Here is a 26126-nt window from a genome sequence, read left to right as displayed (position 1 = left end):
CGCGTGGCATTGCAGGATCATCGAGCACGAGCCTGCGTACCAAAACACTCGCCGTCGACGGTAACCACATCTTCATCGGCTCCTTCAATTTCGGCCCCCGATCCCTGCTCCTCAATACCGAGATGGGGTTCTGATCGATAGCCTGCGCATGGCCGGAACGCTTGCCGACGCCTTTTCGACCCACTTTGCGCTCCTGAGTTATGCGCCGGAATTCACAGACGAAGACGAAATCGTATGGAACGAAGCTACGGCAGACGGGGCGCAATCCTACCATGAGAGCGGGCCAGACACGGATGCCGTCTCGCGTCTTGTCCTCTGGTTCGTTGGCTTTCTGCCTATAGAATGGCTCCTTTGATGGGCTATCGCAAACCCGTCTCCAAAGGCTGGACCAGCAGCGTAACGTGCAATAGCGTGCAGCAGCGTCACCTGTGGAAGGGGTGGAAATTACTATGCCAGCAAATAACGGCAAGATGAGTTCGAAACGAGCTGCCCCCGTCAAAAGCGGGGACGGTTCCGCTGTGCCGCCCCGCAGCAACTGGCTGGTGTTCCTACTACTGCTGGCGCTCAACTACTTTCTGGTGAGCCTGTTCTTCCCCGGTCCGCAGGGGCCGGAACCGATTTCCTACACCGCGTTCAGGAGCGAACTGGCGAAGGACAATGTCGAGGCGATCCACACCCAGGGCGAATCGATCGAGGGTAAGTTCAAGGCCGCTATTCCCTGGACGCCGCCAGCGGCTGAGGGCCAGCCGGCAGCCGAGCCGCGCGATGTCGAGAATTTCACGACGATCCTGCCGCTGTTCGTCGATCCCGGCCTTGAAACCGAGCTGATCAGGCGCGGTGTCGACATCAGGGCGACGCCGATCCAGACCGAGGCCAACCCGTTGCTGACGCTTCTGTCGGCTTTCGGTCCGGCGCTGCTGATCATCGGCCTTTATATCTGGTTCTTCCGGCGCGCCGCGAAGCAGGGCGGCGGCATGCTGGGCGGCTTTGGCGGCCTCGGCAAGAGCACCGCGCGGCGCTTCGACAAGGAGACGGAAACCAAGGTCACCTTCGCCGACGTCGCCGGCATCGACGAGGCCGAGAACGAACTCGTCGAGATCGTCGATTTCCTCAAGAACCCGGAGAAGTATACGCGACTGGGAGGGACCGCCCCGAAGGGCGTGCTGCTGGTCGGCTCGCCCGGGACCGGCAAGACGCTGCTGGCCCGCGCCGTAGCCGGCGAGGCCGAGGTGCCGTTCTTCTCGATGAGCGGGTCTGAATTCGTCGAGATGATCGTGGGCGTCGGCGCCTCGCGGGTGCGCGACCTGTTCCAGGAGGCGCGCAAACATGCGCCGGCCATAATCTTCATCGACGAGATCGACTCGATCGGCCGCGCCCGCGGTCAGTCGGTGATCGGCGGGGCAAGCGAACAGGAACAGACGCTAAACCAGATCCTGACCGAGATGGACGGCTTTTCCAGCCGCGAGGGCGTGATCGTGCTCGCCGCCACCAACCAGCCCGACGTGCTCGACAAGGCGCTCTTGCGCGCCGGCCGCTTCGACCGCCGCGTCGTCGTCAATCTGCCGGACAAGGCCGGCCGCGAGGCGATCTTCAAGGTTCATACGCGCAAGGTGCCGCTGGCCAGTGATGTCGACCTTGGCGAGATCGCCCAGACGACGCCCGGCGTTTCCGGAGCCGACATTCGCAATCTCGTCAATGAAGCGGCGCTACTGGCCGCCCGGCGCGGGCAGGACGAGGTCCATCACAAGGACTTTCTCGATGCGCTGGAAAAGATCATACTCGGACCCGAGCGCCCGATCATATTGAGCGACACCGACAAGGAGCGCGTCGCCTATCATGAGGGCGGCCATGCCATCCTGGGGCTGGTGGTGCCGGGCGCCGATCCGGTGCATCGCGTCACCATCGTGCCGCGCGGCCAGGCGCTCGGCGTCACCTATCAGCGGCCGCTGACCGATCGCTACAACTATCCGGAAGCCTACCTGCGGGCGAAGATCATCGGCATTCTGGGCGGCCGCGCCGCCGAGGAAGTCGTCTACGGCACGAAGACGACGGGAGCCGAGAGCGACATCGAGCAGGCGACATCCATCGCTCGTCAAATGGTCACCCGCTGGGGCATGAGCGACAAGCTCGGCATGATCCAGCTTGGCCCCCGCCAGAATGAGTGGACCGGCCAGGGCGGCGGCTTCATGGGGCAAAAGCCGTATAGCGACGAGACTGCAAAGCTGATCGACGTGGAAGTGGCGCGCATCATCCACGAATGTCATGAAGACGCCAGGCGGCTGCTTACGGAGCATCGCGGGAAACTCGATGCGCTCGTTGCAGCGCTGATAAAGGAAGAGTCGCTGGATGAGCAGGAAATTCTCGTAGCCACCGGCCTGCCGCCAGCTCCGACACTGCCGGATCGCCCGATTGTATCCGATGCGGTCACACCAGGGTGAACTGGCGGTAGGCGAAGGGACGGCACTCGGTCGGCGTTGCGCCCCAATACGCCTCGACGACATGATGGAGCCGGACATCCGCGCCCGAGAGGCGTAGCCGGCAAGGGCGCCCGAATTGAGCCCACACTTCCTGACAGTAGTGAGTATCGCGCCTGCGAAATCAACGAGAATGCTGCCGTTTCATTCCGAGGCCGTGCCTCGGGGGGCGTCAGCGGGTGGGCGACCATGAGTATCACTCACTACCGGTCTGATAGCACCATCGCTCGGTTTGATCCGGTCGCGAGCTTGTCGTGGATTATACCCTGTGCTTTCTTACCATTCAAATGCGCATCTTGTTAATGAGGTTTTTATGTATACACATATCCTGATCCCAACCGATGGTTCGGAACTTGCCCAGAATGGTGTTGATCATGGCCTTTCCCTCGCAAAGGCGCTGGGCAGCAGAGTAACGATCATTACGGCCACCGAACCCTTTCCCGTACCAACTGGTGGGGCGGCCTGGGGCGTTACGTCAGCCGATATAGCGAGCTACAATGACGGGCGTGAGAAAGCAGCTGAAGAGATGATGGCTCCGATAAAAGCGACAGCAGAAAAGATGGGTATTCAAGCGGACACCGTTCATGTGCCGGGTGCCCGAGCCGCTACCGCCATCTTGGAGACAGCCGAGCAGCTTGGATGCAACTTGATTGTCATGGCATCTCATGGTCGGCGGGGTGTAAAACGGCTTCTTCTCGGAAGCCAGGCCGCTGAAGTTGTGTCGAGCAGTACGGTGCCGGTGTTGGTGATCCGATAACTCCGGCTTGGTACCTTACGACAATTGGTCCAGGCGGATTGCCGATATGTGAGGCATGATGCGGGCGGCTACGCCCTCCGCCAACTGCTCTTCCGACGATGCGTTGGCATTTGGTTCGCGTCTACTGTCGGCCATGTCAGCTTCACATTTCTTCACACTTACCTGAAACACCCGAAACAGTCCTTTCCTAGTCTGGCTTAATCGCGGCAATCGGGCCGCATCGACAAGGAGCTTCACCATGGAACAGGATAGGCAGGAAACCGGCATCGCCAGCACGACTCCGACCAACAGCAAGCGCCGCACGCGCTGGATCGTCGCCGGTGGCGTCGCCGTGCTGGCGCTGGCCGGCATCGGCGCCGCCGGAGCGATGGGCGGCGGCCAGGGCATGAGCCAGCAGTTCATGGAGATGGGCATGAGGCATGGCGGCCACTTCGCCGGACGCGGCTTTAGTCGCACGCTCGACGCGGTCGACGCCACAGCCGAGCAGGAGGACCGTATCTGGGCGATCATCGACGACACCCGCGCCGAGCTGCGGCCGGTGATGCGCGAGTTCCGCGACACCCGCACGACGGTGATGGAACTGCTGGCCGCCCCGACCATCGACCGCGCCGCCGCCGAGACGCTGCGCGCGGAACGCATCGCGGCAATCGACGAGGCGTCGAAGAAGATGGTCGCCGCCGCGCTCGACGCCGCCGAGGTGCTGACGCCGGAGCAGCGCGCCAAGCTCACCGAGCAAATGAAGGAGCGCAGGGGTCCCGGCCGGTGGTAAGATCGCGCCGCTGACACCATAGGAGCACAAGGCATGGCGGAAGAGATCCTGATCGTCGACGACGACACGCGGCTCTCTGCCATGCTGTGCGACTACCTTTCCACCAACGGCTTTGCCGCGCGGGCGGCGGCTTCCGCCCATGCCGGCCTCGACGATATCCGCCGCAAGGCGCCCGACGCGGTGATCCTCGACGTGATGCTGCCCGACCTCGACGGCTTCGAGACCTGCCGGCGCATCCGCGCCGGCTCGGACGTGCCCATCCTGATGCTGACGGCCAAGGGCGAGGAGACGGACCGCATCGTCGGACTGGAGCTCGGCGCCGATGACTATCTTCCCAAGCCGTTCAGCCCGCGCGAACTGCTGGCACGGCTGCGCGCCATCCTGCGCCGGCGCGGGGGCGGCGTCGCCGCCGGCCGGGTCATGCGCTTCGGCCGTCTGGAGATCGACCCGGCCTCGCGCGTCGCAAGGGTGGATGGCCATGACTGTGCGATGACCGGCCACCAGTTCGACCTCTTGGCGGCGCTGGCCGAGAATGCCGGGCGCATCGTGTCGCGCGAGCAGTTGATGGATAGGCTGAAGGGCGAGGGTTCCGACGCCTTCGACCGCTCCGTCGACGTCCATATCTCGCGTATCCGCGCGGCGATAGAGGATGATCCCAGGCACCCGAGGCGCATCATCACCGTGCGCGGAGCGGGCTACGTCTTCGCCCGTCGGCAGGATGAAGAAAGGTAGGCGGCTCTCGATGCGCAACAGCCTGTTCGTGAAGGTCTATCTCACGCTGCTGGCGAGCCTCGTGGTGGTGGCTCTGGCCAGCGCCATCTTCGTGCGCCTTTCCCACGATGAGGAGGATCGCGGCTGGGCGGCAAGGCGCGATGCCTTCCTCGCAGCCATGCTGCCGGCCGATGCCGACATGCAAGAGACGCGGATCGTGCTGGCGCGGCTCGGCGAGGCCTTCGACGCCGACATCACTGTCTTCACGGCCGATGGCGGCACGATCGCAAGCGTAGGCCCTCCCCTTCCCTTCGCCATGCCCGACAATAGGGGCCACTTCCGGCGGGGCGAAGATCGCCGCCGCCTGTCGGCGAGGCTACCGGATGGGCGTGTTGTCGCCGCCCGTCTCGGCGGCAATTTCTTCGGCCCCCCGCGCGCCAACCCGCTCATCTGGTTGGCATTGATTGCGGGCATTACCGGCTTGATCGCCTGGCCGATCGTGCGGCATCTGACTGGTCGGCTCGAACGTCTGCGTCGCGGCGTCGAGGTGTGGGGCGGCGGCGATCTCGCGTTGCGCGCGCCCGTTGAGGGCAAGGACGAGGTGGCGGCGGTCGCAGAGAGTTTCAACCGCGCGGCGGAGCGTATCGAGGGCCTGGTAGCTGCCCACCGCTCGCTGCTCGCCAATGCCAGCCATGAACTGCGTTCGCCACTGGCGCGCCTGCGCATGGCGAGCGACCTCAACGAGGCAGCACCGAGCGAGGCGCGCCGCCGCGAGATCATGCGCAATCTGTCCGAGCTGGACGAGTTGGTGGAAGAGATATTGCTGGCGAGCCGTCTTGACCATGCCGGGACGGTCGAGCTTACCGATGATGTCGACCTTCTGGCACTGGTGGCGGAGGAAGGCGCGCGCCACGGCGTCGAAGTGACCGGTGAAGCCGCGACGGTCAAGGGCAATGCGCGCCTGCTCGCCCGCCTCGTGCGCAACCTGATCCAGAACGCGCTACGCCACGGCGCGCCACCGGTCTCCGCAGAAGTCCGCAGCCATGGCTCCGCGGTCGAGCTTGCCGTGCGCGACCATGGGCAGGGCATCGCGGAGGCGGAGCGCGAGCGGGTGTTCGAGCCGTTCTACCGCCCCTCAGGCCGTAGTGAGCACGCCAGCGGCTGGGGATTGGGCCTGTCGCTGGTGCGCCAGATCGCACAGCATCACGGTGCAAACGTACGGCAAGAGGGGCCCACCGACGGCGGTGCTTGCTTCATCGTCACGTTTCCGACAAAGCATGATTAAATCGTTGATACGCTTCCATGTGGAACGCGTTCGCTCACATGAGTGGAGCCCTTGCCAAATTGTTCTCCAGTGAGGTCGGCAGCTATTCGGTTAACTTGTATGCTCCGGGATCTCGTGGTCGGTGGCCGGTTTCGCAGGCGCCGAAGACTGCACGACTGTCGACAATTGGCCGGCAGCTGACCCGGCCGTGACACGGCGGATCGGATCCGACAGCAACCGCAGGCCATTCAGCACGACAAGGACGGTTCCACCCTCATGGCCGATGACCGCCAGCGGCAGGGGCAGGTTGAAGAACAGGCCGCCGGTGACCAGAACCACCATCGCTCCGATGGCGACGACGAGGTTCTGCCGGATGATGCTGGCGGTGCGACGGGCAAGCCGATGCGCTTGGGCAAGCCTTTCCATATCTTCCGACAGCAGCGCTACGTCGGCGGCCTGGAGGGCGACATCGGAACCGGCCGCGCCCATGGCGATGCCGACATCGGCGCGGGCAAGGGCGGCAGCGTCATTGACGCCATCACCGACGAACGCGACCTTGCCGGTTGCCGCCAGTTCTCCGACTTCGCGCACCTTGTCGTGAGGCAGCATCCCGGCATGGATCTCCTCGGGCTTCAGCCCGAGCTCGGCACCGATGCGCAGCGCCACAGGCTTGCGGTCTCCTGTCATCATGACGATCCGGCGCACGCCGCTGTCGCGCAGGGCGGCCAACGCCGCAGCGGAGCTGGGTCTGGTCTCGTCCGCCACGCTGACGGCGCCCAACACAGTGGCGCCACGCCCGAGATAAATCACCGTTTGGGCGTTGCCGGCAATCTTTTGCAACTCGGGGCGATCGATACGCGCGCCCATTTCCTCAACCAGATACGAGTTGCCCGCCCACACTGGGCCAAGCGCATCGAATCCTTCTATTCCGACCCCTGGTCGCGCGTTCACGTCGACGACATTTGCTATGTTGAGATCACGGGTCGCCACCTCCCTGCGGATCGCGGCGGCGATATGGTGCTCCGAATGCGCTTCGAGGCCGCCGAGCAGCGACAGGAAGCGATCTTCGTCGCCGTCAAGCGCGACCACCTGCGTCACGGCGGCGCGGCCGGTCGTCAGGGTTCCCGTCTTGTCGAACGCAAACGTGTCGACGGCGGCGAGCGTTTCGAGAGCAGCGCCCCCCTTGAACAGCACGCCGCCCCGCGCGGCGGCCGACAGCGCCGAAAGAATGGCGGCAGGCACTGAGATGACGATGGCACAGGGGCTGGCCGCGACCAGCAGCGTGGCGGCCTTGTAGAGCGCCTCCTCCCAGTCGCGCCCCAGCCAGTAGAAGGCAGCGAAGGCGAGCATCGCGCCCACCAAGACCGCAACAGTATAGCGCTGCCCGAACCAGGAGCTGAACCGTTCGGACGGGGCTTTTGCCGCCTGCGCCTCGGTCACCAGCAGGATCATACGTGCGATGGTGCTGTCGCCGACCGTCCTGGTGACCGACACCTCCAGCACGCCGTCGAGATTGACGGTGGCCTCGAATACCTGCTCGCCGGGCTCCTTGGAGACGGGCATGGATTCGCCGGTGATGTTGGCCTCGTCGATGCCGCCGCGGCCGCTCATGATTACGCCGTCGGCCGGGACCCGTGCGCCGGGGCGCAGCACCACCACATCGCCGACGGCAAGTTCGGCCGCCGGAACCTCTTCGACCCTGCCGTCCGTGCGCTTGCGCAGCGCCGTTTCCGGCCGAAGCGCCATCAGCGCCTCGATCGCGCGGCGCGCGCGTCCCAGCGCCCGGTGCTCCAGCGTGGTGGAAATGCTGAACAGGGTCAGCAACACGGCGCCCTCGAAAGGCGCGCCGACCACGGCGGCGGCGATCGCGGCGACGACCATCAGCAGGTCGATGTCGAGGATGCGTTCCCGCCAGAGCGCGACCAGCGCCCGCCATGCGGCCGGCATCCCCCCGGCGACATAGACGAGTGCCAGGCCCAGCGGGTCGAGAAAGGCCAGCTCCCCGCCGAAAAGCCACCTGCCGACGATGGCCAGAACCATTCCCAGAACAGTTGCCTGGGACAGGACCATCGGAAAATCCAACGACACTGATTGCTTCACGTCATCCTCTTGATCGTTTCATTGAGCGCCGGGCCGTCGCCGACATCATCTTCGCACATTTGGCGCTTCCAGACAGGTCACATCGTCATCCGTCGATGAAGAACCGGGCTTCGAAGCCGTCCTGTCGCCCCTCGCGCGGCGACAGCAGTTCGATCCTGCCGCCGCTGCCGGCGGCGATGGTCCGGGCGATGGCCAGTCCGAGGCCAGCGCCGTCCGCCTGTGCCCGCCCCCGCTCGAACGGTTCGGACAGGCGGGCAAGCACGTCCGGTGCGATGGCCGCGCCCGCATTGGCGACGCACAGCACGCCGTCGGCGGACAGCGTCACTCGCACCGGCTCCTGCTGCGAACCGTGTTTCAGCGCGTTCTCGATCAGGTTGCGGGCAAGGATCGCGAAGGCATCGGGATCGATATGCGAGAGCGCCGGGGCCTCGGGCAGAACCAGTTCGACCCGTCCGGCATTGCCGGCGCTTGCGGTCATTTCGTTCACCACCATATGGAGGATGGCGGCGAGATCGGTCGGCTCCGCTGCCCGAAGCCTCGCCCCTTCGGCTCTCGCCAGTTGCATGAGCTTTTCCGACAGCCTGGAAAGCCGGCGCAATGCCGCCTCGATCTCGCGACCACGCGCGCGGGCGGCCTCGTCCGACGTTTCGATGACAAGTCTTTGCGTTTGCGCAAGCGCCGCCGCGACCGGTGTACGCAGTTCGTGCGCGGAATTGGCGGTAAAGCTGCGCTCGGCCTCCAGCGTGCGACTGAGACGCTCCAGTAAGCGGTTCACTGCTCGCGCATTCGGTTGGATCTCCGAAGGCAGACCTTCGGCTGAGATGGGAGTGAGATCGCCTGCACCCCGGACCTCGATGTCCGAGCGGAAGCGCCGGAGCGGTGCCATGGACAGGCGCACGACCGCCCATACTCCGATCAGGCTTATCGGGATAAGCAGGCCAAGTGGAAGAGCCAGCCCCACAAGTATCTCGCGCGCGACCATCTGGCGGCGGGCCAGCGGCTCGGCGATCGAGATCGTGATGGTGCCCTGAAGCGCCGCGTCGGAATAAATGCGGTGGGTGGGAGTGTTCGCGAACCCCATGGCGGTAAACGGCGGAAAGACGGACAGATCGGCTTTGTGCGAGCGCAGCAGCACCCGGTCTTCGGCGTCCCTCACCACATAGGTGAAGTACTCATTGTGCTCGCGCATCGTCGCGACACTCTGGCTGGCATCGTCGTCGCTGTCGCGGCCGACGATGTCGCGAACGGCCAGCGGCAGCAGGCGCTGGCCAGTTTCCTCTAACGCGCTGTCGAACACCTCGTCCATCTCGTGGCGAAGCTTCTGGGTGGTCACCGCGGCTGTCGCTACCCACAGCAAGGTCAAGCCCAGCCCCAGCCAGAGCGACAGACGCCATTGCAGGCTGCGTGGCGCAATCACCGAGCACCACCCAGCCGATAGCCGATCCCGCGCACCGTATCGATGGCCGAATGCCCCAGCTTCTTGCGCAGGCGGCTGATATGGACTTCTATCGTGTTGCTTTCCACTTCAGCCCCGAACGCATAGAGCCGCTCTTCCATCTGCGCCTTCGAGATCACCTGGCCCGGGCGCTGGACGAAGGCCTCGAACAGCGACCATTCGCGTGCCGTCAGATCGACGGGGCGGCCGCTGCGCAGAACCGTCCTGGCGGCAAGATCGATCTGAAGGTCGCTGACCTCGACCAGCGGATTGGGGTTGCCGCTGTAACGCCGCGCCACCGCACTCAGCCGCGCCGACAGCTCGGACAGATCGAAGGGCTTGGTCATGTAGTCGTCCGCTCCCGCATTGAGCCCGGCGATGCGGTCCGAGATCTGATCCAGCGCCGTCAGGATGACGACCGGCGTGACGCTGCCCTTGCGACGCAGATCGCGCAGGAAAGCGATGCCCTGCCCGTCGGGAAGCATGAGGTCGAGAAGGACCAGATCGTAGGCGGTGCTGTCCAGATGGTCCATCGCCGCGTCGAGGCGGGTGATCCAGTCGACCGAATGACTGTCGGCCGCGATGTGATCACGCACCGCCGCGCCAAGGATCGTGTCGTCTTCCACCAGAAGGATTCGCATGCACACTCCATCCTGACTGCGTCTATCCCTGGTCGGCGGACCTGTCAGTTGCCTGACAGATAAGTCGGTTGGGCTTCAGCTATTCGTCAGGAATGAATGCCAGCATTCCTTCATGCAAACGCTGATGCAGGACAAATGACATGATGAAACATATCGCGGCAGCTTCGCTTTTCCTCATCATGGTTGGAGCCGGTGCGGCGATGGCTGACGATGATTGTCACGTGCCGATGGATCAGTGGCAGTCTCGCGAAGCGGTTGAGGCAATGGCCAAGGCGCGCGGCTGGCAGGTGAGCAGGCTCAAGATCGATGACGGGTGTTACCAGATCAGGGGCATCGACGGGGCCGGACAGTCGTTCAAGGCCAAGATCGACCCGGCAACGCTTTCGGTCGTCAAGATGAAGTACGAAGACCGGGACGATGCCGCGGCCATGCGCGAACGGCGGCGATCTTCCGAATCCGGCGCGAGCGATACTTCCGGCGCAGCCCCGGCGAACAAGCTTTTCGAGACGGGCAAGCTGCCGAAAAGCGTCGTCAGGTAGGTTGACATGACCGACAGGCCGCACCGGCGCCGGTCCGGCACACCCAACCCTTTCCGCCGCAGGAAAAGCCATCATGCCGAGCACCTCCTTCCGTTATTCGAAAACCATGGTCATCATTCACTGGCTGACCGCCCTTCTGGTGGTCGGTGCCTGGCTGACGGCAGAGGGCGGCCGCGAAGTGGCACAGGATCCACCCTTGCTGCATTTCACGCTGGGCCTTGCGGTGCTGGCCCTCATTGTGCCGCGCCTGATCCTGCGGCTGGCCGGCGCCGCACCTGAGGCAAATGCTGGGCGCGGTTGGCTCGCAACCGCCGGAAAGGCCGGCCACGGCCTGCTCTATCTGCTTCTGATCGGCCTGCCGATAACCGGCTGGTACGCTGCATCGCGCATGGGAGTGCCGGTTTCCTTTCTCGGCATCGAGCTTCCGGCGCTCACCGCAGCGGTCCAGGGACGCCCCGGCCTGATCGCCGATCTGCACGAAAATGCCGGCACATTCATCCTGATCCTTGCCGGCCTGCACGCGCTGATGGCCATCTGGCACCAGTTCGTGCTGCGCGACGGAACGCTCCAGCGCATGAGCCTGCGCTGAACAGAGGGGCTTCCGTTCGCGGGCGCGGCCAACCATAGTTGGCCCGAAGGATGCCATGGCGGCGGGAATGGATCCGGCAAGGCACGGCAACATCGCAGGGAGGCTTTGGTGCACGCGCATCTGCATCCGGAGACCCATCTGGTCGCTCGCATCGGCTGGCTGCGAGCGGCGGTTCTCGGCGCGAATGACGGGATCGTCTCGACCGCCAGTCTAATCGTCGGCGTCGCGGCGGCCTCTGCCTCGACGTCCGAAGTGCTCGTTGCCGGCGTCGCCGGCCTAGTTGCCGGCGCCATGTCCATGGCCGCCGGCGAATATGTCCGAGGTGACGGCGGCGCGACCGCGGCCGATCTCGATCGCGCCGTTTATCGTGGCTCGATTGCGCACCTCCGGAACCGTCATGCCGAGAAACCTTGCCGCCGCGCAAGCCCGTTGTCGATAGCCGCATTCATGTTGGCGGCAGTTCCGATAATCGAGATGGGTGCCAGCTGTTCCAGACGATCCATGCCTCACGAATGAGCCAGCCGCTCAGTTGCCATGCGAAGTGGATTTTCTGGACCCGATCATCCTGATCGTCTGGAACTATTTGACGATATTCGCAATGCTCTCGCCGGACACGGCGATGCCGAGAATGCCGACGATCAACAGTATCAGCAGCATCGCCGTGGCTCAGGGCTTGGCCCGCTCAACTGATCTTGTAGGTCGCCTCGAATTCGCTGAACTCCATGAGCCCGACGGCATCAACAATGACGTGGACAATGTCACCCTCGGGCAACCAGTCCATCATGTCGACCGGGAGTAAGAAGCGTTGGCGACGATTCGGTTCGCGAATGAAATGGGCCATACGAGCGTTCGACGGAAGCTGACGCGGAGCGGATCATGCCGCCTTGGGCCGTCAATCTAGAAGGAATGAGCCGGAGTTGCGCGGAGCTGGCCCTTCCCCATGGCTCCGTGAGGATTGAGGGTGGCGTGACTGCCGCTTCTTCTTTTCCATTGGATCGCGCCGGGCGCGCAGTTTTGGCAAGACATAGCAATTGGAGGCCGGCCTGCGCCGATCAACGCATCTCGAAAAGCTCCTGATGAAAGCGCACTGGTGGCAGGCCGAGCTTGACCAACCCGGATTTCAGCGCCGCGCCCATGGCGGCCGGGCCGCAGAACCACACATCCGCATTGGCCAGGTCCGGCACTATCGCCGCGACATGTTCAGCCGTGATCAGTCCCGCCTCGTCGCTGAAGTGCAGATGGAGGTTCGCCCCGGCAGCCCGCGCGTCCAGGTCGAGAAGCCGGTCGCCTTCCGGGTAGGATTGTGGCGTCGAGAAGAAGAAGTCCACGAGCTTGCCGTCGGGATGCTCCCCCAGGTGCCGCATCCGGGCGATGAAGGGCGTGACCCCGACACCCCCTGCAATCCAGATCTGGCGCGGTGCATCCGATGCGAAATCGAACGTGCCCCACGGCCCCTCGACCTTGACCTCATCGCCGGTCTTCAGTGTCCTGGACAGGGTGGAAGTGTAGTCGCCGAGCTCCTTGATCAGAAAGGAAACACGACCATCGCCGCGCCATGCGCTGAGAATGGTGAACGGATGCGGCGCTTCCTCGCCCGTGGACAGGAAGGCGAACTGACCCGCCTCATGCCCTTTCCAGCGGCTGTCGAGTTGCACTTCGAGTTCGAGTGTTCGCACACTCTCGTGGTAGGTGATGCCGACGACATTGCCGATTGCGCGGTCGTCGGTGACGCGGAAGCTCCGCCACAGGCAGACGATGCCGCTCCATATGCCCGCCGCCATCACGATCCCGAGCACGGGGCCGAGCAGGCTGGTCCAGGCGCTGATGTCCAGCAGGACCACCGAATGGTAAATCAGTACGAAATAGGTCGGCACGAACAGCCAGTGCGTCTTGAAGAACAGGCGATAGGGGAACCGCTTTACCAGCGCGAGGATGCTGAGGACCAGAACGAATTTCCAGGCCTGATCACCGATGAAGACGGCCGTGTCGTGCTGCGCTTCGGCAAACCCGGCCCATCCGTCGATAGGTGCGGCAGAGGTCCCGGCATCGAGTTCGGCCGAGCGGACAAACCCGTAAGCTTGCCAATGCACCGCGGCGACGATCAGATTGGCGATGCCCAGCCATTTGTGCAGGCGATACATCTTGTCGAGGCCGTTCATCCACCGCTCGACGATCCGCGGGCGCGCTGCCAGCATCAGCGACAGGCTCATCAGCACGATGGCCAGAACCCCCGTGCCTTGCATGAATGCATCGCCAAACCGGCGCGTCGCGGATCCGCCCAGCCACAGCGGCAACTCGGCACTGAGCCACATCACAAGCGTGGCCGCAACAATCCAGACAAAGGCCGTACGAACGCGAGTCATATATCCCATCCCGCTTGGGGGTACTTGCACCGGTAGTCTGCCAAGACTTACCCGCGTCTTTCACGGTTTCAAGTCGAATTAACTGCCGCTTGTCTCAGCGACCTTCGAAAACTGCACTGGGAGTTCGTCCGCCGAACAGAAAACCCCAAGAAGAACAGTTAACCCAGCCTGACTAGGCCGCGATAAATGGCTAGATCCCTGCCCTTTAAGCCTTCATGGCGCTCGGAAGCGCGGCGAGCTTCAAGACATTCCAATCGAGCTTCAGTTGAGAGTGGCTTCGCTTGAGCGGATAATCGTCGGCACCGGTATCGATGCCAACCGCAAGCGACCAGAAGCGGCGGACGGACAGCTTCATATCATCACCGGGATGACGGAAAATAACCAGGGGGACAACACGGCGGTCCGATCGCCGTGGCTGGCTTTACAAGCAGCTTGCCGATGGATGACGCAAATCCCTGATGTTCTCGAGGCAGGACGGCGTAGATTGTGCAGATGAAGCACCCATCCACTCTATTGAATTTCATTCGTCGTGCCGCATCCGAAGCGGCTCACTGTAGGAGGAATATCGCATGAAGGCCTATTTCTACGCTGCCACGATATCCGTGGCGACGGTATTTTTCGCAACGGCGACAGCTTCGGCAGACGACGCCGAGGCTGGCAAGAAGGTGTTTGCCGCATGCCGGGCTTGCCACCAGATCGGTGAGAAGGCCAAGAACGGGGTCGGGCCGGAGCTCAATGGCCTGATCGGCCGGCACTCAGGTTCGGTCGAAGGGTATAAGTATTCACCGGCAAACAAGGATTCCGGGATCGTCTGGGACGAGGAGACGTTCCGCGAATATATCAAGAATCCGAAGGCCACCATTCCCGGCACCAAGATGATCTATGCAGGCTTGAAGGACGAGCAAAAGATCTCGGACCTGATCGCCTATCTGAAGAAATTCGACGCGGACGGAAAGACGCATGATTGACTGCTCCTGATCTTCAACAGGCAGGCTGAAAACAGATATCGAGCCCGGACGGGTCGTGCCTTTTCATGTGTGCACGACCCGTTCCGGGTTTTTTCGTACGGGCGTCGCCCAGCTTCTTGGAGCGCGACCCGGCAGCGACCGTGCAGGATTGCGCCACGCCGATCGTTCCTGACGATAAGCTGAAGCAAAAGTCACGGGGCCGTCAGCAAGCGCTCAGGCACATTCTCCAGATTGATCGCACCGGCGGGCAGAAGACACCGCCGGTGCGCGGCTCTGGAAAGGCACCATTGACATGAAATCGCTTCTTGCACTCCTCGCCATCACGACGGCGCTCACGTTTCCCGGCCTCGCCATGGCCCGGCCTGTCACGCTGACCACGACGCTGAGCAACTATGGAGGAGACGGCGCCTATCTGGCGCTCTATGTCACCGATGCGCAGGGCGCCTATGTGGGCAGCCTGTGGATGGCCGGCGCCAAGTCCAAATATTACGAGCACCTGTCCGGCTGGTATCGCGCCACCGGCGGCAATGTCGCGGAGATCGACGGCATCACCGGCGCCAGCGTCGGGGCGGGCCGCACACTGGAAATCACGCTCGATCTGGCCGACGCGCTGTTCGACGCCGGCTATACGCTGCATGTCGATGCCGCTGTCGAGGACATGCGCGACAGTCCCAACGAAGTGGCTGTGCCGCTGACGGCCGCCGGTGCCGGCACGGCGGTGCCCGGCCGGCGTTACATTGTCGATTTCTCCTACGCCATGTAGCGGGAGGCAGCCATGATGCGCGCCCTTCACCGCTGGTCCGGCCTGCTGGCCGCGCTTCTGCTGGTGGTGCTCAGCCTGAGCGGAGCGGCCCTGTCGCTGTTCCCCGCCGCCGAGCGTCTGACTTCGCCGCAGGCGACGGCCACGCTGTCGGTGGCCAATCTGGCGGCACGCATCGAGGCCCTTCACCCGCAAGTGGAGCAGATCCGGCGCTCACCTTCGGGCCGGATCACCGCCTACTGGTTCGAGAACGGTGCGCCGCAGGCGGCGATCATCGATCCGGCGACCGGACAAGGCATCTCTGCCGCTGATCCCAACCCGTTCGAACGGTGGCTGATCAACCTGCATCGCTCGCTTTTCCTGGACGACGGCGGCCGCATAGTGATGGCCGCCGGCGCTGCCGCCATGCTGGTGCTGGCTCTGTCCGGCGCGGGGCTGGTGGCGCGCCGGGCCGGTGGCTGGCGGCGTTGGTTCGCGCCGCTGCGCGGTCCGCTCGCCGGCCGGCTGCATGTCGAGATTGCGCGCGTCGCGGTCGCCGGCCTTCTGCTGTCCTCGGCCACGGCCCTGTGGATGACGGCCTCGACCTTCGATCTTTTGCCCGACGGGCCGACATCGCCAGCCTTCCTCAACGACGCGAGCGGCCAGACCGGGGCGTCCGTCGCGGCCATGGACAGGCTGAAGCAAACGCCCGTCGCCGAACTGCGCAGCCTGTCATTCCCCGATCCCGGCGACGCGGCCGACATCTTGAGCCTCAAGACGGATCGCGGCACGGGCTATCTCGACCAGGGCACCGGCGCGGTTCTGGCATGGAGCGACCTGACCGGGTGGCAACGCGTTTCGGAAACCATCTACATGCTGCACACCGGCCAGGGAGCGGCAACTCTCGGGCTGGTCCTCGGATTCATGGCGCTTGGCGTACCGGCGATGGCGGGCACGGGCCTTGCCCTGTGGCTCGCAGGCCGGCGCGGGCGGCCGCGCATTCGTGGCAATGTCGCCGCCGGGCATGCCGAGACGATCCTGCTGGTCGGCAGCGAAGGCGGCAGCAGCTGGGGCTTCGCCGCGACCTTGCATGCCGCGCTGTCAGGTGCAGGCCAGACGGTGCATGCCGCGCCGATGTCGGCCTTCGACCCGGCGCGCTACCGGCAGGCGCGGCGCGTCCTGATCCTCGCCGCCACCTATGGCGACGGCGACGCACCGGCCTCGGCCGGGGGCTTCCTCGATCGGCTGCAAACTTTGTCCGTGGCCCCTTCCGCGCCGCTGGCGGTGCTCGGCTTCGGCGATCGCGGATTTGCCGCCTATTGCGCCTTCGCGCAGGCGGTGACGGAGACGGCGGCAGCCAGGGGATGGCGCCAACTCATCCCGTTCGACACGGTGGACCGCCAGTCGCCGCAGGATTTTGCCCGCTGGGGCCGCTCGCTTGGCGTGGCGATAGGCATCGACCTTGTCCTTGCCCACCAGCCGGTTCCGCCGGCTGCCCTGCCGCTGATGCTGCTTTCGCGCCGCGACTATGGCGCCGATGTTCAGGCCCCGACGGCCATCCTGCGCTTCGCCCTGCCTGAAATTGCGCTGTGGCGGCGGCTGGCCGGTCATGGCTTTGGCCGCTTCCGCGCGGGCGACCTCCTCGGCATCCTGCCGCAAGGCGCGTCCGTTCCCCGGTTCTATTCGCTCGCCTCCGGGCGTCGCGACGGCTTCATCGAAATCGTCGTGAAGAAGCATCCAGGCGGCCTGTGCTCCAGCCAGCTTTTCGGGCTGGAGCCCGGGGACACGGTCAGCGCTTTCCTGCGCCGCAACCCCGGCTTCCATCCCGGCCGTGGCCGCGCACCGCTGATCCTGATCGGCGCCGGCACGGGGATCGGGCCGCTGGCCGGCTTCGTGCGCGCCAATAGGCGGCAGCGCCCGATCCACCTGTTCTTCGGCATGCGTCACCCCGGCAGCGACTTCCTCTACGATGCGGAACTGACGGGCTGGCAAAGAGAGGGCCGTCTGCGCCATCTCGCCACCGCCTGCTCGCGCGGGCGCATGCCCCGCTACGTGCAAGATGCGTTGCGCGAGGAAGCTGCCGAGATCACGCGCCTGGTCGCCAGGGGGGCGCGGGTCATGGTCTGCGGCGGACGCGACATGGCGGCCGGCGTCTCCGCCGCGCTCACTGATATTCTCGCACCTGCGGGCCTGACGCCGGCCCTGCTCAAGGCTCAGGGACGCTATGTCGAAGATGTCTATTGAAGCGAAGCGCCAGGCGCTGAACGGCCCCACCATGGGCACGCGCTGGACGGCGCTGTTTTATGCGGCGGAAGCGTTCGATCCCGGGCCGGTCCGCGACGCACTGCAGGCGGCGGTGGACGAGGTGGATGCGCAGATGTCCACCTGGAAGCCCGGCAGCGACCTGATGCGCCTCAACGCGGCGCCGTCCGGTGCTTGGGTGGAGGTGCCGAAGCGTTTGATGGAGGTGCTCGCCCTCGCGCTCGACATCGGCCGCGCCTCGGGCGGCGCGTTCGACATCGGCATGGGCGATGCGGTGGCCGCCTGGGGCTTCGGCCCGGCGACGGCCGACCAGCACCTTATCCGCAACGCCCGCGATGCGCCGCGCCGGCCTGCCCACTCGGTGCTGGAACTGGATTCGACAAGCACAACGGTGCGCAAGGCTGCGCCGATCACTCTCGACCTCAACGGCATCGCCAAGGGTTACGGCGTGGACCGGCTGGCCGAGACACTGCATGGCTTTGGCATTTCATCCGGGCTGGTGGGCATCGACGGCGAGATGCGAGCGCTGGGCCTGCGCCCCGATGGCCAGCCCTGGGCCATCGCCATCGAAGCGCCCGATCCCGACCGCCGCGCGCCGCAGTCGCTGCTGGCCTTGCAGGACGCCGCCGTCGCCACCTCGGGCGACTACCGGCATGGTGTGACGGTTCAGGGCCGGCGCCTGTCACACACGATGGACCCAATGACCGGCGCTCCGCTCCGGTCGTCGCCCGCTTCGGTGACGGTCGTTGCCCGCAGCTGCGCCGAAGCCGATGCCTGGGCAACCGCGCTGATGGTGCTGGGTGCTGAGGCAGGCAGTGACCTGGCAGTGCGCCGTGGCCTCGATGCGCTCTTCCTCGAGCGCAGGGCCGATGGTGTCCAAGCCCGCACCGTCGGCCCGCTGTTCGACGGCGGAGTGGCGTCGAGGTCAGGCCGGGAGCGTTCTGTCGTCATCTGAAGCCTGTCCATTGATGCAAGGACTTCTTGCAGGCTTCGCCAATACCTAATCGAAAACGGACAGTCTATTTTCATCTCAACCCCGACGGCATTCCCTGATTACCCGTTGCGGCCGGAATCAACACAGCAACCACAGGAGACTACCATGCAGACTGCAAGACCCTTCACCGCTTTCGCTATGGCCTTCGCCCTCGCCCTGAGCACATCGGGGATCGTCGCGGCGCAAACCCATGCCCATGACGGCTCCGGCGAGGCGCCGATCGAGATCATGCTGAACAACGGCGCCAAATGGCAGGGCGACCAGAACATGATCACCGGCATGACCGCGATCCATGGCACGATGGCCGCCAATCTCGAGGCGATTCATGCCGGTACCCTGCCGGCTGATGCCAGCAAGGAGATTGCCGCCGACATTCAAAAGCAGCTCGATTTCATGATCGAGAACTGCGTGCTCGAACCCAAGGTCGACGAACAGTTCCACGTCGTCCTGGGTGAAGTCATGAACGGCGTCGCGGCGCTGGAGAAGGGCGAGGTGGAAACAGGCGCAGTGACGATCGTTCAGGCGCTCAACGCCTATGGCGAGCATTTCGAGCATCCCGGCTGGCAGGCGTTCAATTGATACAGGTCGGGTGTCAGCCCGAAGCATGGGTCCGGCGGGGGCGTCATGCCCCCGCCGGTTTCGTCTTGCAGGGGCAGCGTCCCTCCAGCAGATCGGCATTGGCGGCGAGCGCGGCGGCCATGAAATCAAGGAAGATGCGGACACGCGCGGTATTGCGCAGATCTTCGTGTGTCAGAAGCCACAGATCCAGCATGAAGTCTTCGGGAAGCGAGGTGGCGCGAACCAGTTCAGGATCGCAATCGGCAAGTACGCAGGGTAAGGCGGCAAGACCGATCCCGGCTCGCGCCGCGGCATGGGCGGCGGTGATCGAATTCGTCCGATAGACCTGCCGCATCTGCGGCCACCAGCGCGCCAGGCTGCGGCTCAGCGGACCGTGGTTTGAGCCATAGCCGATCCAGTCACCGTGGGCTGGATCGCCCGGTTCCCCCGCACCGGGGTCTGACGTTGCGTAGACGGCAAACGCCAGTCGGCCAACTCGCCGCCCGACCAGCGTTTCCTGCACCGGATTGCCGATCCGCAGCGCCACGTCCGCCTCGCGCCGCGTCAGATCCAGCATGGTGTCCGCTACCACTACCTCGATCTCGATCCCCGGCCATTCTGCCCGGAACGCGGCAATATGACGGGGAAGCACCCCCACGGCCAGCAAGTCGGTGGCAGTTATGCGGATCGTCCCGCTCGGCCGCTGGTCCTGCCCAGTGACCTTCAGGGCCAGCGCGGAGATTTCCTCCTCGATGCGGAGGACAGAATCGCGCATCTCCTCGCCGGCTGTCGTCAGTGCATATCCGCCGGACAACCGATCGAACAGCCGCGCACCCAATCGTGCCTCAAAGCCTCCGATGCGACGGAAAACGGTTGAATGGGTGACACCCAGCACGCGTGCCGCAGCCGAAAGCGACCCGGCCCGGGCCACTGCCAAGAATATGCGAAGGTCGTCCCAATCCTGGCCCTGTGCGTTCATGCAAGGATGCCTTTCCAGTTTTGCTAATTCCTGTGCGTCAATAGCGTACCTATCTTCATTTCAGAAACAATGCCGATCTCCGGCCGATCCCTTGAAAGGAACCAGCCATGACCACGACCAATATAATGACCCTGCTGCGCAGCGATGAACTGTCTTGCCCAAGCTGCGTGCCAAAGATCGAAAAGTCGCTGCTGGCGTTGCCTGGCGTAACCAAGGCCGAGGTAAAATTCTCCAGCGGCCGCATCGAGATCGAGCATGATCCGGCGCTGAGCGACGTGGCCGCCCTGGTCAATTCCGTCGCCAAGGTCGGCTACACGGCCAAACCGGCTGCGTTCTGACGCCTAAGTTGCGCCCCGTCCACCATGCGCGTCCCTGCCACGCGCAGGTGGTCCCATGCCCCAGAACCCTGTCACTTCCGGCGGCAGGGCTTGCCCATCAAGGAGACGACAAATGTTTTCCCCGTTGCTCGCCGCCTACCGTCATCCCGCCGACCGGCGCAAATGGCTGACAGTTGCCAGCGGCCTTTCCATCACCGCCGCGCTGGTCGCCTTTTACGGTTTCGGGCAGGCCGCGCCCTGGGCGCTGCTGATGACGCTTGCCGCAGTCCTGGCCGGCTATGACATTGCACTCAGGGCCTGGACATCGCTGCGACTGCGTCATCTCAGCATCGAATTGCTGGTCATCGTCGCCGCCGTCGGCGCGCTGTTCATCGAAAATCACTGGGAATCCGCTGCCGTCACTTTCCTGTTCATGCTGGGGGCGTGGCTGGAAACGCGCACGATGAGCCGCACGCGCAGTGCGCTGAAGGCGCTGCTCGATGCCGCCCCCGTTACCGCCACCGTGCTGCGCGATGGCCAGCCGGTCGAGGTCGCCGCCCATGAAGTGGTGCGGGGCGAAACCGTATTGGTGAAAGCCGGTGAGCGGCTACCCGTCGACGGCGAAGTGATCGAAGGCACCGCTGCCGTCAATGAGGCCGCCATCACCGGTGAGCCGATCCCGGCGGAAAAGGCGCCCGGTTCACGCGTCTTTGCCGGCACCCTTGCCGAAAACGGCCTGCTGCATCTGCGCGCCACCGGCGTCGGTGCCGACACCACGCTGGCGCGCATCATCAGCCGTGTCGAGGAAGCCCAGGAAGCCAAGGCCCCGGCCCAGCGGATGATCGAGAGCTTCGGTCGCTGGTATACGCCCGGCGTGTTCGTGATGGCGCTCGTCAGCTATGCCGTGACACGCAATATCGAACTGGCGCTGACGTTGCTCGTGGTCAGCTGCCCCGGTGCACTGGTCATCTCGACACCCGTCTCGGTGGTCGCCGGGATTGGGCGGGCGGCGCGCGCCGGCATCCTGATCAAGGGCGGCGAACATCTGGAAAATGCCGGCCGCATCACCGCGCTGGCGCTCGACAAGACCGGCACGCTGACCGAAGGCCAGCCGCGCCTGGCCGAGATCGTGGCGTTGGCGGGCAAGAGCAGGCAAGACGTCCTGTTGTGGGCGGCGATTGCCGAGACAGGCTCGAACCACCCGCTCGGCCGGCCGATCATCGAGGCCGCCCGCTCGCAAGGGCACCTACCCACCGCCGAAGCCCTGGAGGAAATTGCCGGCATGGGTCTGATCGCCCGCCATGACGGCGCCCAGATCGCTGTCGGCAGCCACCGCCTGTTCGACCATCTCGGCATTACGTTCGACGCCGAGGCCAAGGCCGGCATTGGCCATCTGCACGGGCTTGGCTACACCGTGGTTATTGTGGCCCATGATGGCAAGGTCGCCGGCTTGCTGGGACTGGCCGACATGCCGCGCGCCAGCGCCAGGCCGATGATCGACCGACTGCATGCGCTCGGCGTGCGCCGGGTGGTGATGCTGACCGGCGACCAGCGCCCAGCGGCCGAGGCGGTCGCCGCTGCCGTCGGGGTGGATGAGATCCACGCCGCGATGATGCCCGACCACAAGCTGGACCGGATCCGGGCGATGCGGGCCGAAGGCCTGCGCGTAGCGATGGTCGGCGACGGCATCAACGACGCCCCGGCGCTGGCGGCCGCTGATATCAGCATCGCCATGGGCGCCAGCGGCAGCGACATCGCCATCGAGACGGCCGACATCGCACTGATGACCGACGATCTGGGCAAGATCGCCGAGGCGATGGAGATCTCGCGTGCCACGCTGACCAATATGCGCCAGAACCTGGTCATCGCGGTGCTGACCGTGCTAGGCCTGCTGGCCGGGGTCTATACCGGCTCCATCCATATGGCCGGTGGCATGCTGGTCCACCAGTTGTCGGTACTGATCGTCATCCTCAACGGCATGCGCCTGTTGCGCGTTCCGGCTGCCACGCGGCAAACGCCGGCGATGATGGCGCCCACTGCCGAGCGGGTGCCGGCATAGACAAGAAGAATGCTGCATGATAGCCAACCCGCGCCGCATCGGCGCGGGTTTTGTGTTACGAAAGCCGTCGCCCGGAATTTTGGGAACCGCCGACGCTTTCGATCACCGAACGCAGGACACACATGAACGCTAGTGCTGATCGGCTTCGGGCATCGCTATCGCTCATAGGTATCCGCGACCGGAGGGAGCGAGTGAAAAACCATTCTGCGCCAGCGCCTCCTCGATCGCACTCGAATGCTCTACGCCGCGCGTCTCGATCATAACCTCGATCGACACGCCCTTGGCCGGGACGTCTAGGAAGCGCCGGCTATGGCTGACCTCCAATATGTTGGCGCCCTCCCGGCCAAGCAGGCTCGCGACCTTGCCGAGCAGGCCTGGCCGGTCATCGCTGGTCAGTTGGAGGGAGACGATGCGGCCCTCACGCTCCACTTCGCGCACCATGATCCCGGCAAGCAGGCGCGTGTCGATATTGCCACCGCATAGCACCAAACCGACCTTGCGCCCGGCATAGCGCGCAGGCTCCTTCAACATCGCGGCAAGCCCCGCCGCGCCGGCCCCTTCAGCCAATGTGTGGTGCAGGCTGGCATAGGCGTTGACGGCGCGCTCGATCAGTTCTTCGCTAACCGGCACGATGTCGGCGACGAGGCCGCGGATGATCGGCAAGGTAAGCTCGCCGACCGTCTTGACCGCAATGCCCTCGGCCAGCGTCGGCCCGCCGATCGGCCGGTTCTGCCTGTCCATCGTATTAAGGAAGGACGGGTAGAGTTCGGCCTCCACGCCGATAAGCTCGATGGTTGGCCTGATTGCTCTGGCGGCGATGGCGTTGCCGGCCATCAGCCCACCGCCACCCACAGGAATGATCAGCATGTCCAGATCGGGCGCGTCGGCCAGCATCTCCAGCGCCACGGTTCCCTGCCCGGCCATGATCGCGGCATCGTCATAGGGATGGATGAGAGTGAGTTGCTCGGCAACGGCGATCTCTCGCGCCTTGTCTGCGGATTCATAAAGGGTCTCGCCATGAAGCACGATGCGCGCACCTTGCGAGCGCGTGTTTTCCACTTTCACCAATGGCGTCGTCTCCGGCATGACGATGGTGGCCGGTATGCCGAAGCGTTTCGCATGGTAGGCGACAGCTTGGGCATGGTTGCCGGCCGACATGGCGATCACACCGCGCCGGCGCTCGTCTTCGGTGAGCCGGAGCAGCTTGTTGACGGCGCCGCGCTCCTTGAAGGAGGCGGTGGCTTGCATGTTCTCATGCTTGACCACCACCTCGGCTCCGACAAGTTCAGAAAGCCGTGGCGCCGCTACCAATGGCGTGCGCAACACGTGCCCGGCGATGCGACCTGCTGCTTCCTCGATGTCGCGTGGCGTGATCGCAAATGGCTGATCCATACCCGGTTCCCTCATGAGCTCGACGCCGGCTCCGCCAACCTTTCAGCCAGGCTCGGACGAGCTGGTACCCGGCGCTGGCTCGTCCGAAGCCGCCTCAATCGCGCCAGTAATTGTTGGCGGCCGCCACCGTCTGAAAATGGGTGGCGATCACTTGGGAGGAGGCAATCAACTGAACGGTATCCTGCTCATAGGCGGCACGCAGCTTGTCGCGCAGTTCGGCCGAGGGTTGAGTAACCTTGACACCGATGCGGGCCAGCTTGGTTGCGAGTTCGAAGCCTTCCTGAGGCGTCGCGGTCTTGAGCGTGGGAAGCCAATTGTCAGCCATGCAATATTCCTTTCCTGTTGTGCATTGCCTGTTTCAAGGATCGCTTCCGCCCGAAGCGGTAGCGGGCGAAGAAGTTTCCGGACGCTCCGTGGCAAGAAAACCGGCGATCATTCCTCGCCTCCTGGCTTGCTGCTGAAATGGGCGTCAAATTTTCCAGGCACCCCGTTCCAATTATCAGCATCGTCGGGCGGCGCTTTCTTGCGCGTGATGTTCGGCCATGCGGATGCGAATTCATGGTTGAGCGCCAGCCAGGCAGGAGTAGCTGAGGGATCGGTGTCGGGAAAAATCGCTTCCGCCGGACATTCGGGAACGCACACACCGCAGTCGATGCACTCGTCAGGGTGAATGACGAGCATGTTTTCGCCTTCGTAGAAGCAATCGACCGGGCAAACTTCCACACAATCAGTGTATTTGCATTTGATACAATTGTCGGTGACGACATAGGTCATTTCACAGTTGCCGGCGGGTTACGAGGTCTCCTGGATAGTCGGAAATCCGGTAGCTAAAAGATACATCGGAAACGCATATTTCTATGCCAATTGCATACTGAGACAAAATGACCGCGCCAGCCGTGCAGATTCGATTTAAGTATATCGCCAAAACATTGCGCCTGCGGCTTGAAGGGCTATGATACATGCCAGATGTATCAATTTTCGTGATTGTCAGGAGGCCTCCGATGCCGAATGATCCCAACACCCCGGCCGCTGATAAAGACCGCCCATCGCCGAACTCAAGTTCGGCCGACAAGGACGGCAATGCGGAATGGGACGATGTCTCGGAGGCGTCCTGGGAATCGTTCCCCGCCAGTGATCCTCCCGCGTGGATCAGCCGGGTGCATGACGATGCGTCGGCGGATCACGAGCAGGAACGAGCAGATAGGGAGGACGGCCAGGATAAATGACGATTTTGTTCAGCATTCTCCCCGCCCTGCCAAGCTTCACTGGGCCTTCGGGTGCCGGACGCACCTTGTGTTCGCCAATGCCCAACAGCGCGTCGGTCGATAATCTGGAGGTAGGCCACAGAGCCTCGTCTCAGAAGGGCTCATCATGATGCGGGTGAACAGCATGTTGCCGGCGATCCGCCAGCGCCGGCTCGTTATTGGCCACGGCCAGCAACTCACGGAGGCGGCCGCACTTCTGTCGGACGATGCGAGGCACATGGCCGTCGTGTGCGATGTCGATGGCATGATGGTCGGAGTGGTCACGCGAACGGATATCGTGCGCCAGATCCAGCATTGCCAGGGATGCGCCTGCACGACCATGTGTGCGGACGTCATGACGAAAGAAGTCATCACTTGCGCGCCGGACCAGGTGCTGGAAGACGTCTGGTCGACCATGAAGCAGAACAGGTTACTGTGCGTCCCGGTCGTTGACGCCGAGCGCAGGCCGCTCGGACTTCTTTTTGCATCGGACGCCCTTGAGGCGCTGCTGTCGGAAGTCGAGTACGAGGAAGAGCTCCTCAAAGACTACGTCATGTGCGTCGGCTATCGCTGAGCCGTCCGCAACCTTACCCCCGTCAGCCGAAAGCCGCGATCCTGATCACAGCCAGGGCCGCGACGATCGCGGCGCTATAGGCCGTCCCGGTATTGATCATCAACAGAAGTGGCTTGAGGACGGGGCGATGAACATAGTCCTCGATGACGACCTGGGCGCCCAGCCGCATGTGAACGGCAAAATTAACGATGACCATGACCATCAGCACGGCCACGACCGGATTTGCGATCAAAAGGCGGGCGGACGCATAATCAGCACCGGCCAGCTTCCAGAAAACGATCAGCAACCCCGCTACAAGAGGCAGGCCAAGGGCGGAGGTCACGCGCTGCCTCCAGAACGTTTCCGTCCCGCTCCCGGCGGCACCAAGGCCGCGCGCGCGAGCCAGGCCTGAGCGCATC

General features: G+C 64.2%; 27 protein-coding genes and 1 pseudogene. 18 read left to right on the top strand and 10 right to left on the bottom strand.

Translation table 11 applies throughout. From position 1 onward, the window contains the following. Window positions 1–449: 449 nt before the first annotated feature. The 5 genes from ftsH to ABID44_RS17255 all read left to right on the top strand — a co-directional run bounded on the left by ftsH (window position 450) and on the right by ABID44_RS17255 (window position 5996). Window positions 450–2438 (top strand): ATP-dependent zinc metalloprotease FtsH, encoded by a 1989-nt coding sequence (gene ftsH, locus ABID44_RS17275; RefSeq protein WP_240578855.1) that lies wholly within the window; start codon window positions 450–452, stop codon window positions 2436–2438. Between the two features lie 349 nt (window positions 2439–2787). Further along, window positions 2788–3231, top strand: a complete 444-nt coding sequence (locus ABID44_RS17270; RefSeq protein ID WP_240578854.1) for a universal stress protein — start codon at window positions 2788–2790, stop codon at window positions 3229–3231. 238 nt (window positions 3232–3469) lie between these two features. Continuing rightward, on the top strand, window positions 3470–4000 hold the full coding sequence (locus tag ABID44_RS17265) for a Spy/CpxP family protein refolding chaperone (RefSeq protein WP_240578853.1): 531 nt from the start codon (window positions 3470–3472) through the stop codon (window positions 3998–4000). Window positions 4001–4033: 33 nt separating this feature from the next. Then, window positions 4034–4732, top strand: a complete 699-nt coding sequence (locus ABID44_RS17260; RefSeq protein ID WP_240578852.1) for a response regulator — start codon at window positions 4034–4036, stop codon at window positions 4730–4732. Between the two features lie 10 nt (window positions 4733–4742). Continuing rightward, window positions 4743–5996: a sensor histidine kinase gene (locus ABID44_RS17255; RefSeq protein ID WP_354152931.1), complete on the top strand. Its 1254-nt coding sequence runs from the start codon at window positions 4743–4745 to the stop codon at window positions 5994–5996. A gap of 90 nt (window positions 5997–6086) precedes the next feature. On the opposite strand, the gene ABID44_RS17250 is transcribed toward ABID44_RS17255, so the two are convergent. The 3 genes from ABID44_RS17250 to ABID44_RS17240 all read right to left on the bottom strand — a co-directional run bounded on the left by ABID44_RS17250 (window position 6087) and on the right by ABID44_RS17240 (window position 10151). Continuing rightward, complete coding sequence (locus ABID44_RS17250; protein ID WP_354152930.1) at window positions 6087–8045, bottom strand: heavy metal translocating P-type ATPase; 1959 nt, start codon at window positions 8043–8045, stop codon at window positions 6087–6089. Between the two features lie 115 nt (window positions 8046–8160). After that, window positions 8161–9492, bottom strand: coding sequence for a sensor histidine kinase (locus tag ABID44_RS17245; RefSeq protein ID WP_354152929.1), 1332 nt, complete (start codon window positions 9490–9492; stop codon window positions 8161–8163). Further along, on the bottom strand, window positions 9489–10151 hold the full coding sequence (locus ABID44_RS17240; protein ID WP_354152928.1) for a response regulator transcription factor: 663 nt from the start codon (window positions 10149–10151) through the stop codon (window positions 9489–9491). The genes ABID44_RS17245 and ABID44_RS17240 overlap by 4 nt, the downstream gene beginning before the upstream one ends. Window positions 10152–10291: 140 nt before the next feature. Between ABID44_RS17240 and ABID44_RS17235 the strand changes: the two genes are divergently transcribed. The 4 genes and pseudogenes from ABID44_RS17235 to ABID44_RS17220 all read left to right on the top strand — a co-directional run bounded on the left by ABID44_RS17235 (window position 10292) and on the right by ABID44_RS17220 (window position 12078). Next, window positions 10292–10690, top strand: coding sequence for a PepSY domain-containing protein (locus ABID44_RS17235; RefSeq protein ID WP_354152927.1), 399 nt, complete (start codon window positions 10292–10294; stop codon window positions 10688–10690). Window positions 10691–10763: 73 nt separating this feature from the next. Continuing rightward, the gene (locus ABID44_RS17230) at window positions 10764–11279 is read left to right on the top strand and encodes a cytochrome b (RefSeq protein ID WP_354152926.1); all 516 of its coding nucleotides are present in this window, start codon (window positions 10764–10766) and stop codon (window positions 11277–11279) included. A gap of 105 nt (window positions 11280–11384) precedes the next feature. Beyond that, window positions 11385–11639: pseudogene (locus ABID44_RS17225) on the top strand (VIT1/CCC1 transporter family protein); the annotation flags it as partial. 181 nt (window positions 11640–11820) lie between these two features. Continuing rightward, window positions 11821–12078 carry a hypothetical protein gene (locus ABID44_RS17220; RefSeq protein WP_240578850.1) on the top strand — a complete coding sequence of 86 codons (258 nt, stop codon included), beginning with the start codon at window positions 11821–11823 and terminating at the stop codon, window positions 12076–12078. A gap of 253 nt (window positions 12079–12331) precedes the next feature. Here ABID44_RS17220 and ABID44_RS17215 read toward each other — a convergent pair whose 3' ends face one another. Together ABID44_RS17215 and ABID44_RS17210 are read right to left on the bottom strand one after the other, a co-directional pair. Next, window positions 12332–13642: a ferredoxin reductase family protein gene (locus ABID44_RS17215; protein WP_240578849.1), complete on the bottom strand. Its 1311-nt coding sequence runs from the start codon at window positions 13640–13642 to the stop codon at window positions 12332–12334. A 205-nt stretch (window positions 13643–13847) separates the two neighbouring features. After that, a complete protein-coding gene (locus ABID44_RS17210) occupies window positions 13848–13997 on the bottom strand; it encodes a hypothetical protein (RefSeq protein WP_240578848.1) in 150 nt (49 codons plus the stop codon). Between the two features lie 214 nt (window positions 13998–14211). Between ABID44_RS17210 and ABID44_RS17205 the strand changes: the two genes are divergently transcribed. The 5 genes from ABID44_RS17205 to ABID44_RS17185 all read left to right on the top strand — a co-directional run bounded on the left by ABID44_RS17205 (window position 14212) and on the right by ABID44_RS17185 (window position 19184). Beyond that, on the top strand, window positions 14212–14610 hold the full coding sequence (locus tag ABID44_RS17205; RefSeq protein WP_240578847.1) for a c-type cytochrome: 399 nt from the start codon (window positions 14212–14214) through the stop codon (window positions 14608–14610). A gap of 292 nt (window positions 14611–14902) precedes the next feature. Continuing rightward, entirely contained in the window at window positions 14903–15373 is a 471-nt protein-coding gene (locus tag ABID44_RS17200) for a DUF2271 domain-containing protein (protein WP_240578845.1), read from the top strand. A 12-nt stretch (window positions 15374–15385) separates the two neighbouring features. Beyond that, the gene (locus tag ABID44_RS17195) at window positions 15386–17593 is read left to right on the top strand and encodes a PepSY domain-containing protein (protein ID WP_240578844.1); all 2208 of its coding nucleotides are present in this window, start codon (window positions 15386–15388) and stop codon (window positions 17591–17593) included. Then, entirely contained in the window at window positions 17574–18566 is a 993-nt protein-coding gene (locus ABID44_RS17190; protein ID WP_354152925.1) for an FAD:protein FMN transferase, read from the top strand. The genes ABID44_RS17195 and ABID44_RS17190 overlap by 20 nt, the downstream gene beginning before the upstream one ends. Before the next feature lie 144 nt (window positions 18567–18710). Next, window positions 18711–19184, top strand: a complete 474-nt coding sequence (locus ABID44_RS17185; RefSeq protein WP_354152924.1) for a hypothetical protein — start codon at window positions 18711–18713, stop codon at window positions 19182–19184. Between the two features lie 43 nt (window positions 19185–19227). Here ABID44_RS17185 and ABID44_RS17180 read toward each other — a convergent pair whose 3' ends face one another. Further along, the gene (locus ABID44_RS17180) at window positions 19228–20142 is read right to left on the bottom strand and encodes a LysR family transcriptional regulator (protein ID WP_354152923.1); all 915 of its coding nucleotides are present in this window, start codon (window positions 20140–20142) and stop codon (window positions 19228–19230) included. Window positions 20143–20249: 107 nt separating this feature from the next. On the opposite strand from ABID44_RS17180, the gene ABID44_RS17175 reads away from it, so the two are divergent. Then, window positions 20250–20480: a heavy-metal-associated domain-containing protein gene (locus tag ABID44_RS17175; RefSeq protein ID WP_354152922.1), complete on the top strand. Its 231-nt coding sequence runs from the start codon at window positions 20250–20252 to the stop codon at window positions 20478–20480. A gap of 124 nt (window positions 20481–20604) precedes the next feature. Next, window positions 20605–22518: a heavy metal translocating P-type ATPase gene (locus tag ABID44_RS17170; protein ID WP_354152921.1), complete on the top strand. Its 1914-nt coding sequence runs from the start codon at window positions 20605–20607 to the stop codon at window positions 22516–22518. A gap of 162 nt (window positions 22519–22680) precedes the next feature. Here the strand turns inward: ABID44_RS17170 and ABID44_RS17165 are convergent, their stop codons facing one another. The 3 genes from ABID44_RS17165 to fdxA all read right to left on the bottom strand — a co-directional run bounded on the left by ABID44_RS17165 (window position 22681) and on the right by fdxA (window position 24684). After that, window positions 22681–23910, bottom strand: coding sequence for a threonine ammonia-lyase (locus ABID44_RS17165; RefSeq protein ID WP_354152920.1), 1230 nt, complete (start codon window positions 23908–23910; stop codon window positions 22681–22683). Between the two features lie 94 nt (window positions 23911–24004). Then, window positions 24005–24235 carry a hexameric tyrosine-coordinated heme protein gene (locus tag ABID44_RS17160; protein WP_354152919.1) on the bottom strand — a complete coding sequence of 77 codons (231 nt, stop codon included), beginning with the start codon at window positions 24233–24235 and terminating at the stop codon, window positions 24005–24007. 107 nt (window positions 24236–24342) lie between these two features. Next, window positions 24343–24684, bottom strand: coding sequence for a ferredoxin FdxA (fdxA, locus tag ABID44_RS17155; RefSeq protein WP_354152918.1), 342 nt, complete (start codon window positions 24682–24684; stop codon window positions 24343–24345). Window positions 24685–24911: 227 nt separating this feature from the next. Between fdxA and ABID44_RS17150 the strand changes: the two genes are divergently transcribed. After that, window positions 24912–25136 (top strand): hypothetical protein, encoded by a 225-nt coding sequence (locus ABID44_RS17150; RefSeq protein WP_354152917.1) that lies wholly within the window; start codon window positions 24912–24914, stop codon window positions 25134–25136. Between the two features lie 145 nt (window positions 25137–25281). Continuing rightward, window positions 25282–25728, top strand: coding sequence for a CBS domain-containing protein (locus ABID44_RS17145; RefSeq protein ID WP_354152916.1), 447 nt, complete (start codon window positions 25282–25284; stop codon window positions 25726–25728). A gap of 22 nt (window positions 25729–25750) precedes the next feature. Here the strand turns inward: ABID44_RS17145 and sdhD are convergent, their stop codons facing one another. Then, on the bottom strand, window positions 25751–26125 hold the full coding sequence (sdhD, locus tag ABID44_RS17140) for a succinate dehydrogenase, hydrophobic membrane anchor protein (RefSeq protein ID WP_354152946.1): 375 nt from the start codon (window positions 26123–26125) through the stop codon (window positions 25751–25753). Window position 26126 lies beyond the last annotated feature (1 nt).

Origin of the sequence: Aquamicrobium ahrensii, assembly GCF_040545755.1 — a bacterium.
In the GTDB taxonomy this organism is placed as follows: Bacteria; Pseudomonadota; Alphaproteobacteria; order Rhizobiales; family Rhizobiaceae; genus Mesorhizobium; species Mesorhizobium ahrensii.
The sequence above is the reverse complement of the archived record's forward strand: the minus strand, read 5'-3'. Positions and strand labels throughout refer to the sequence as shown.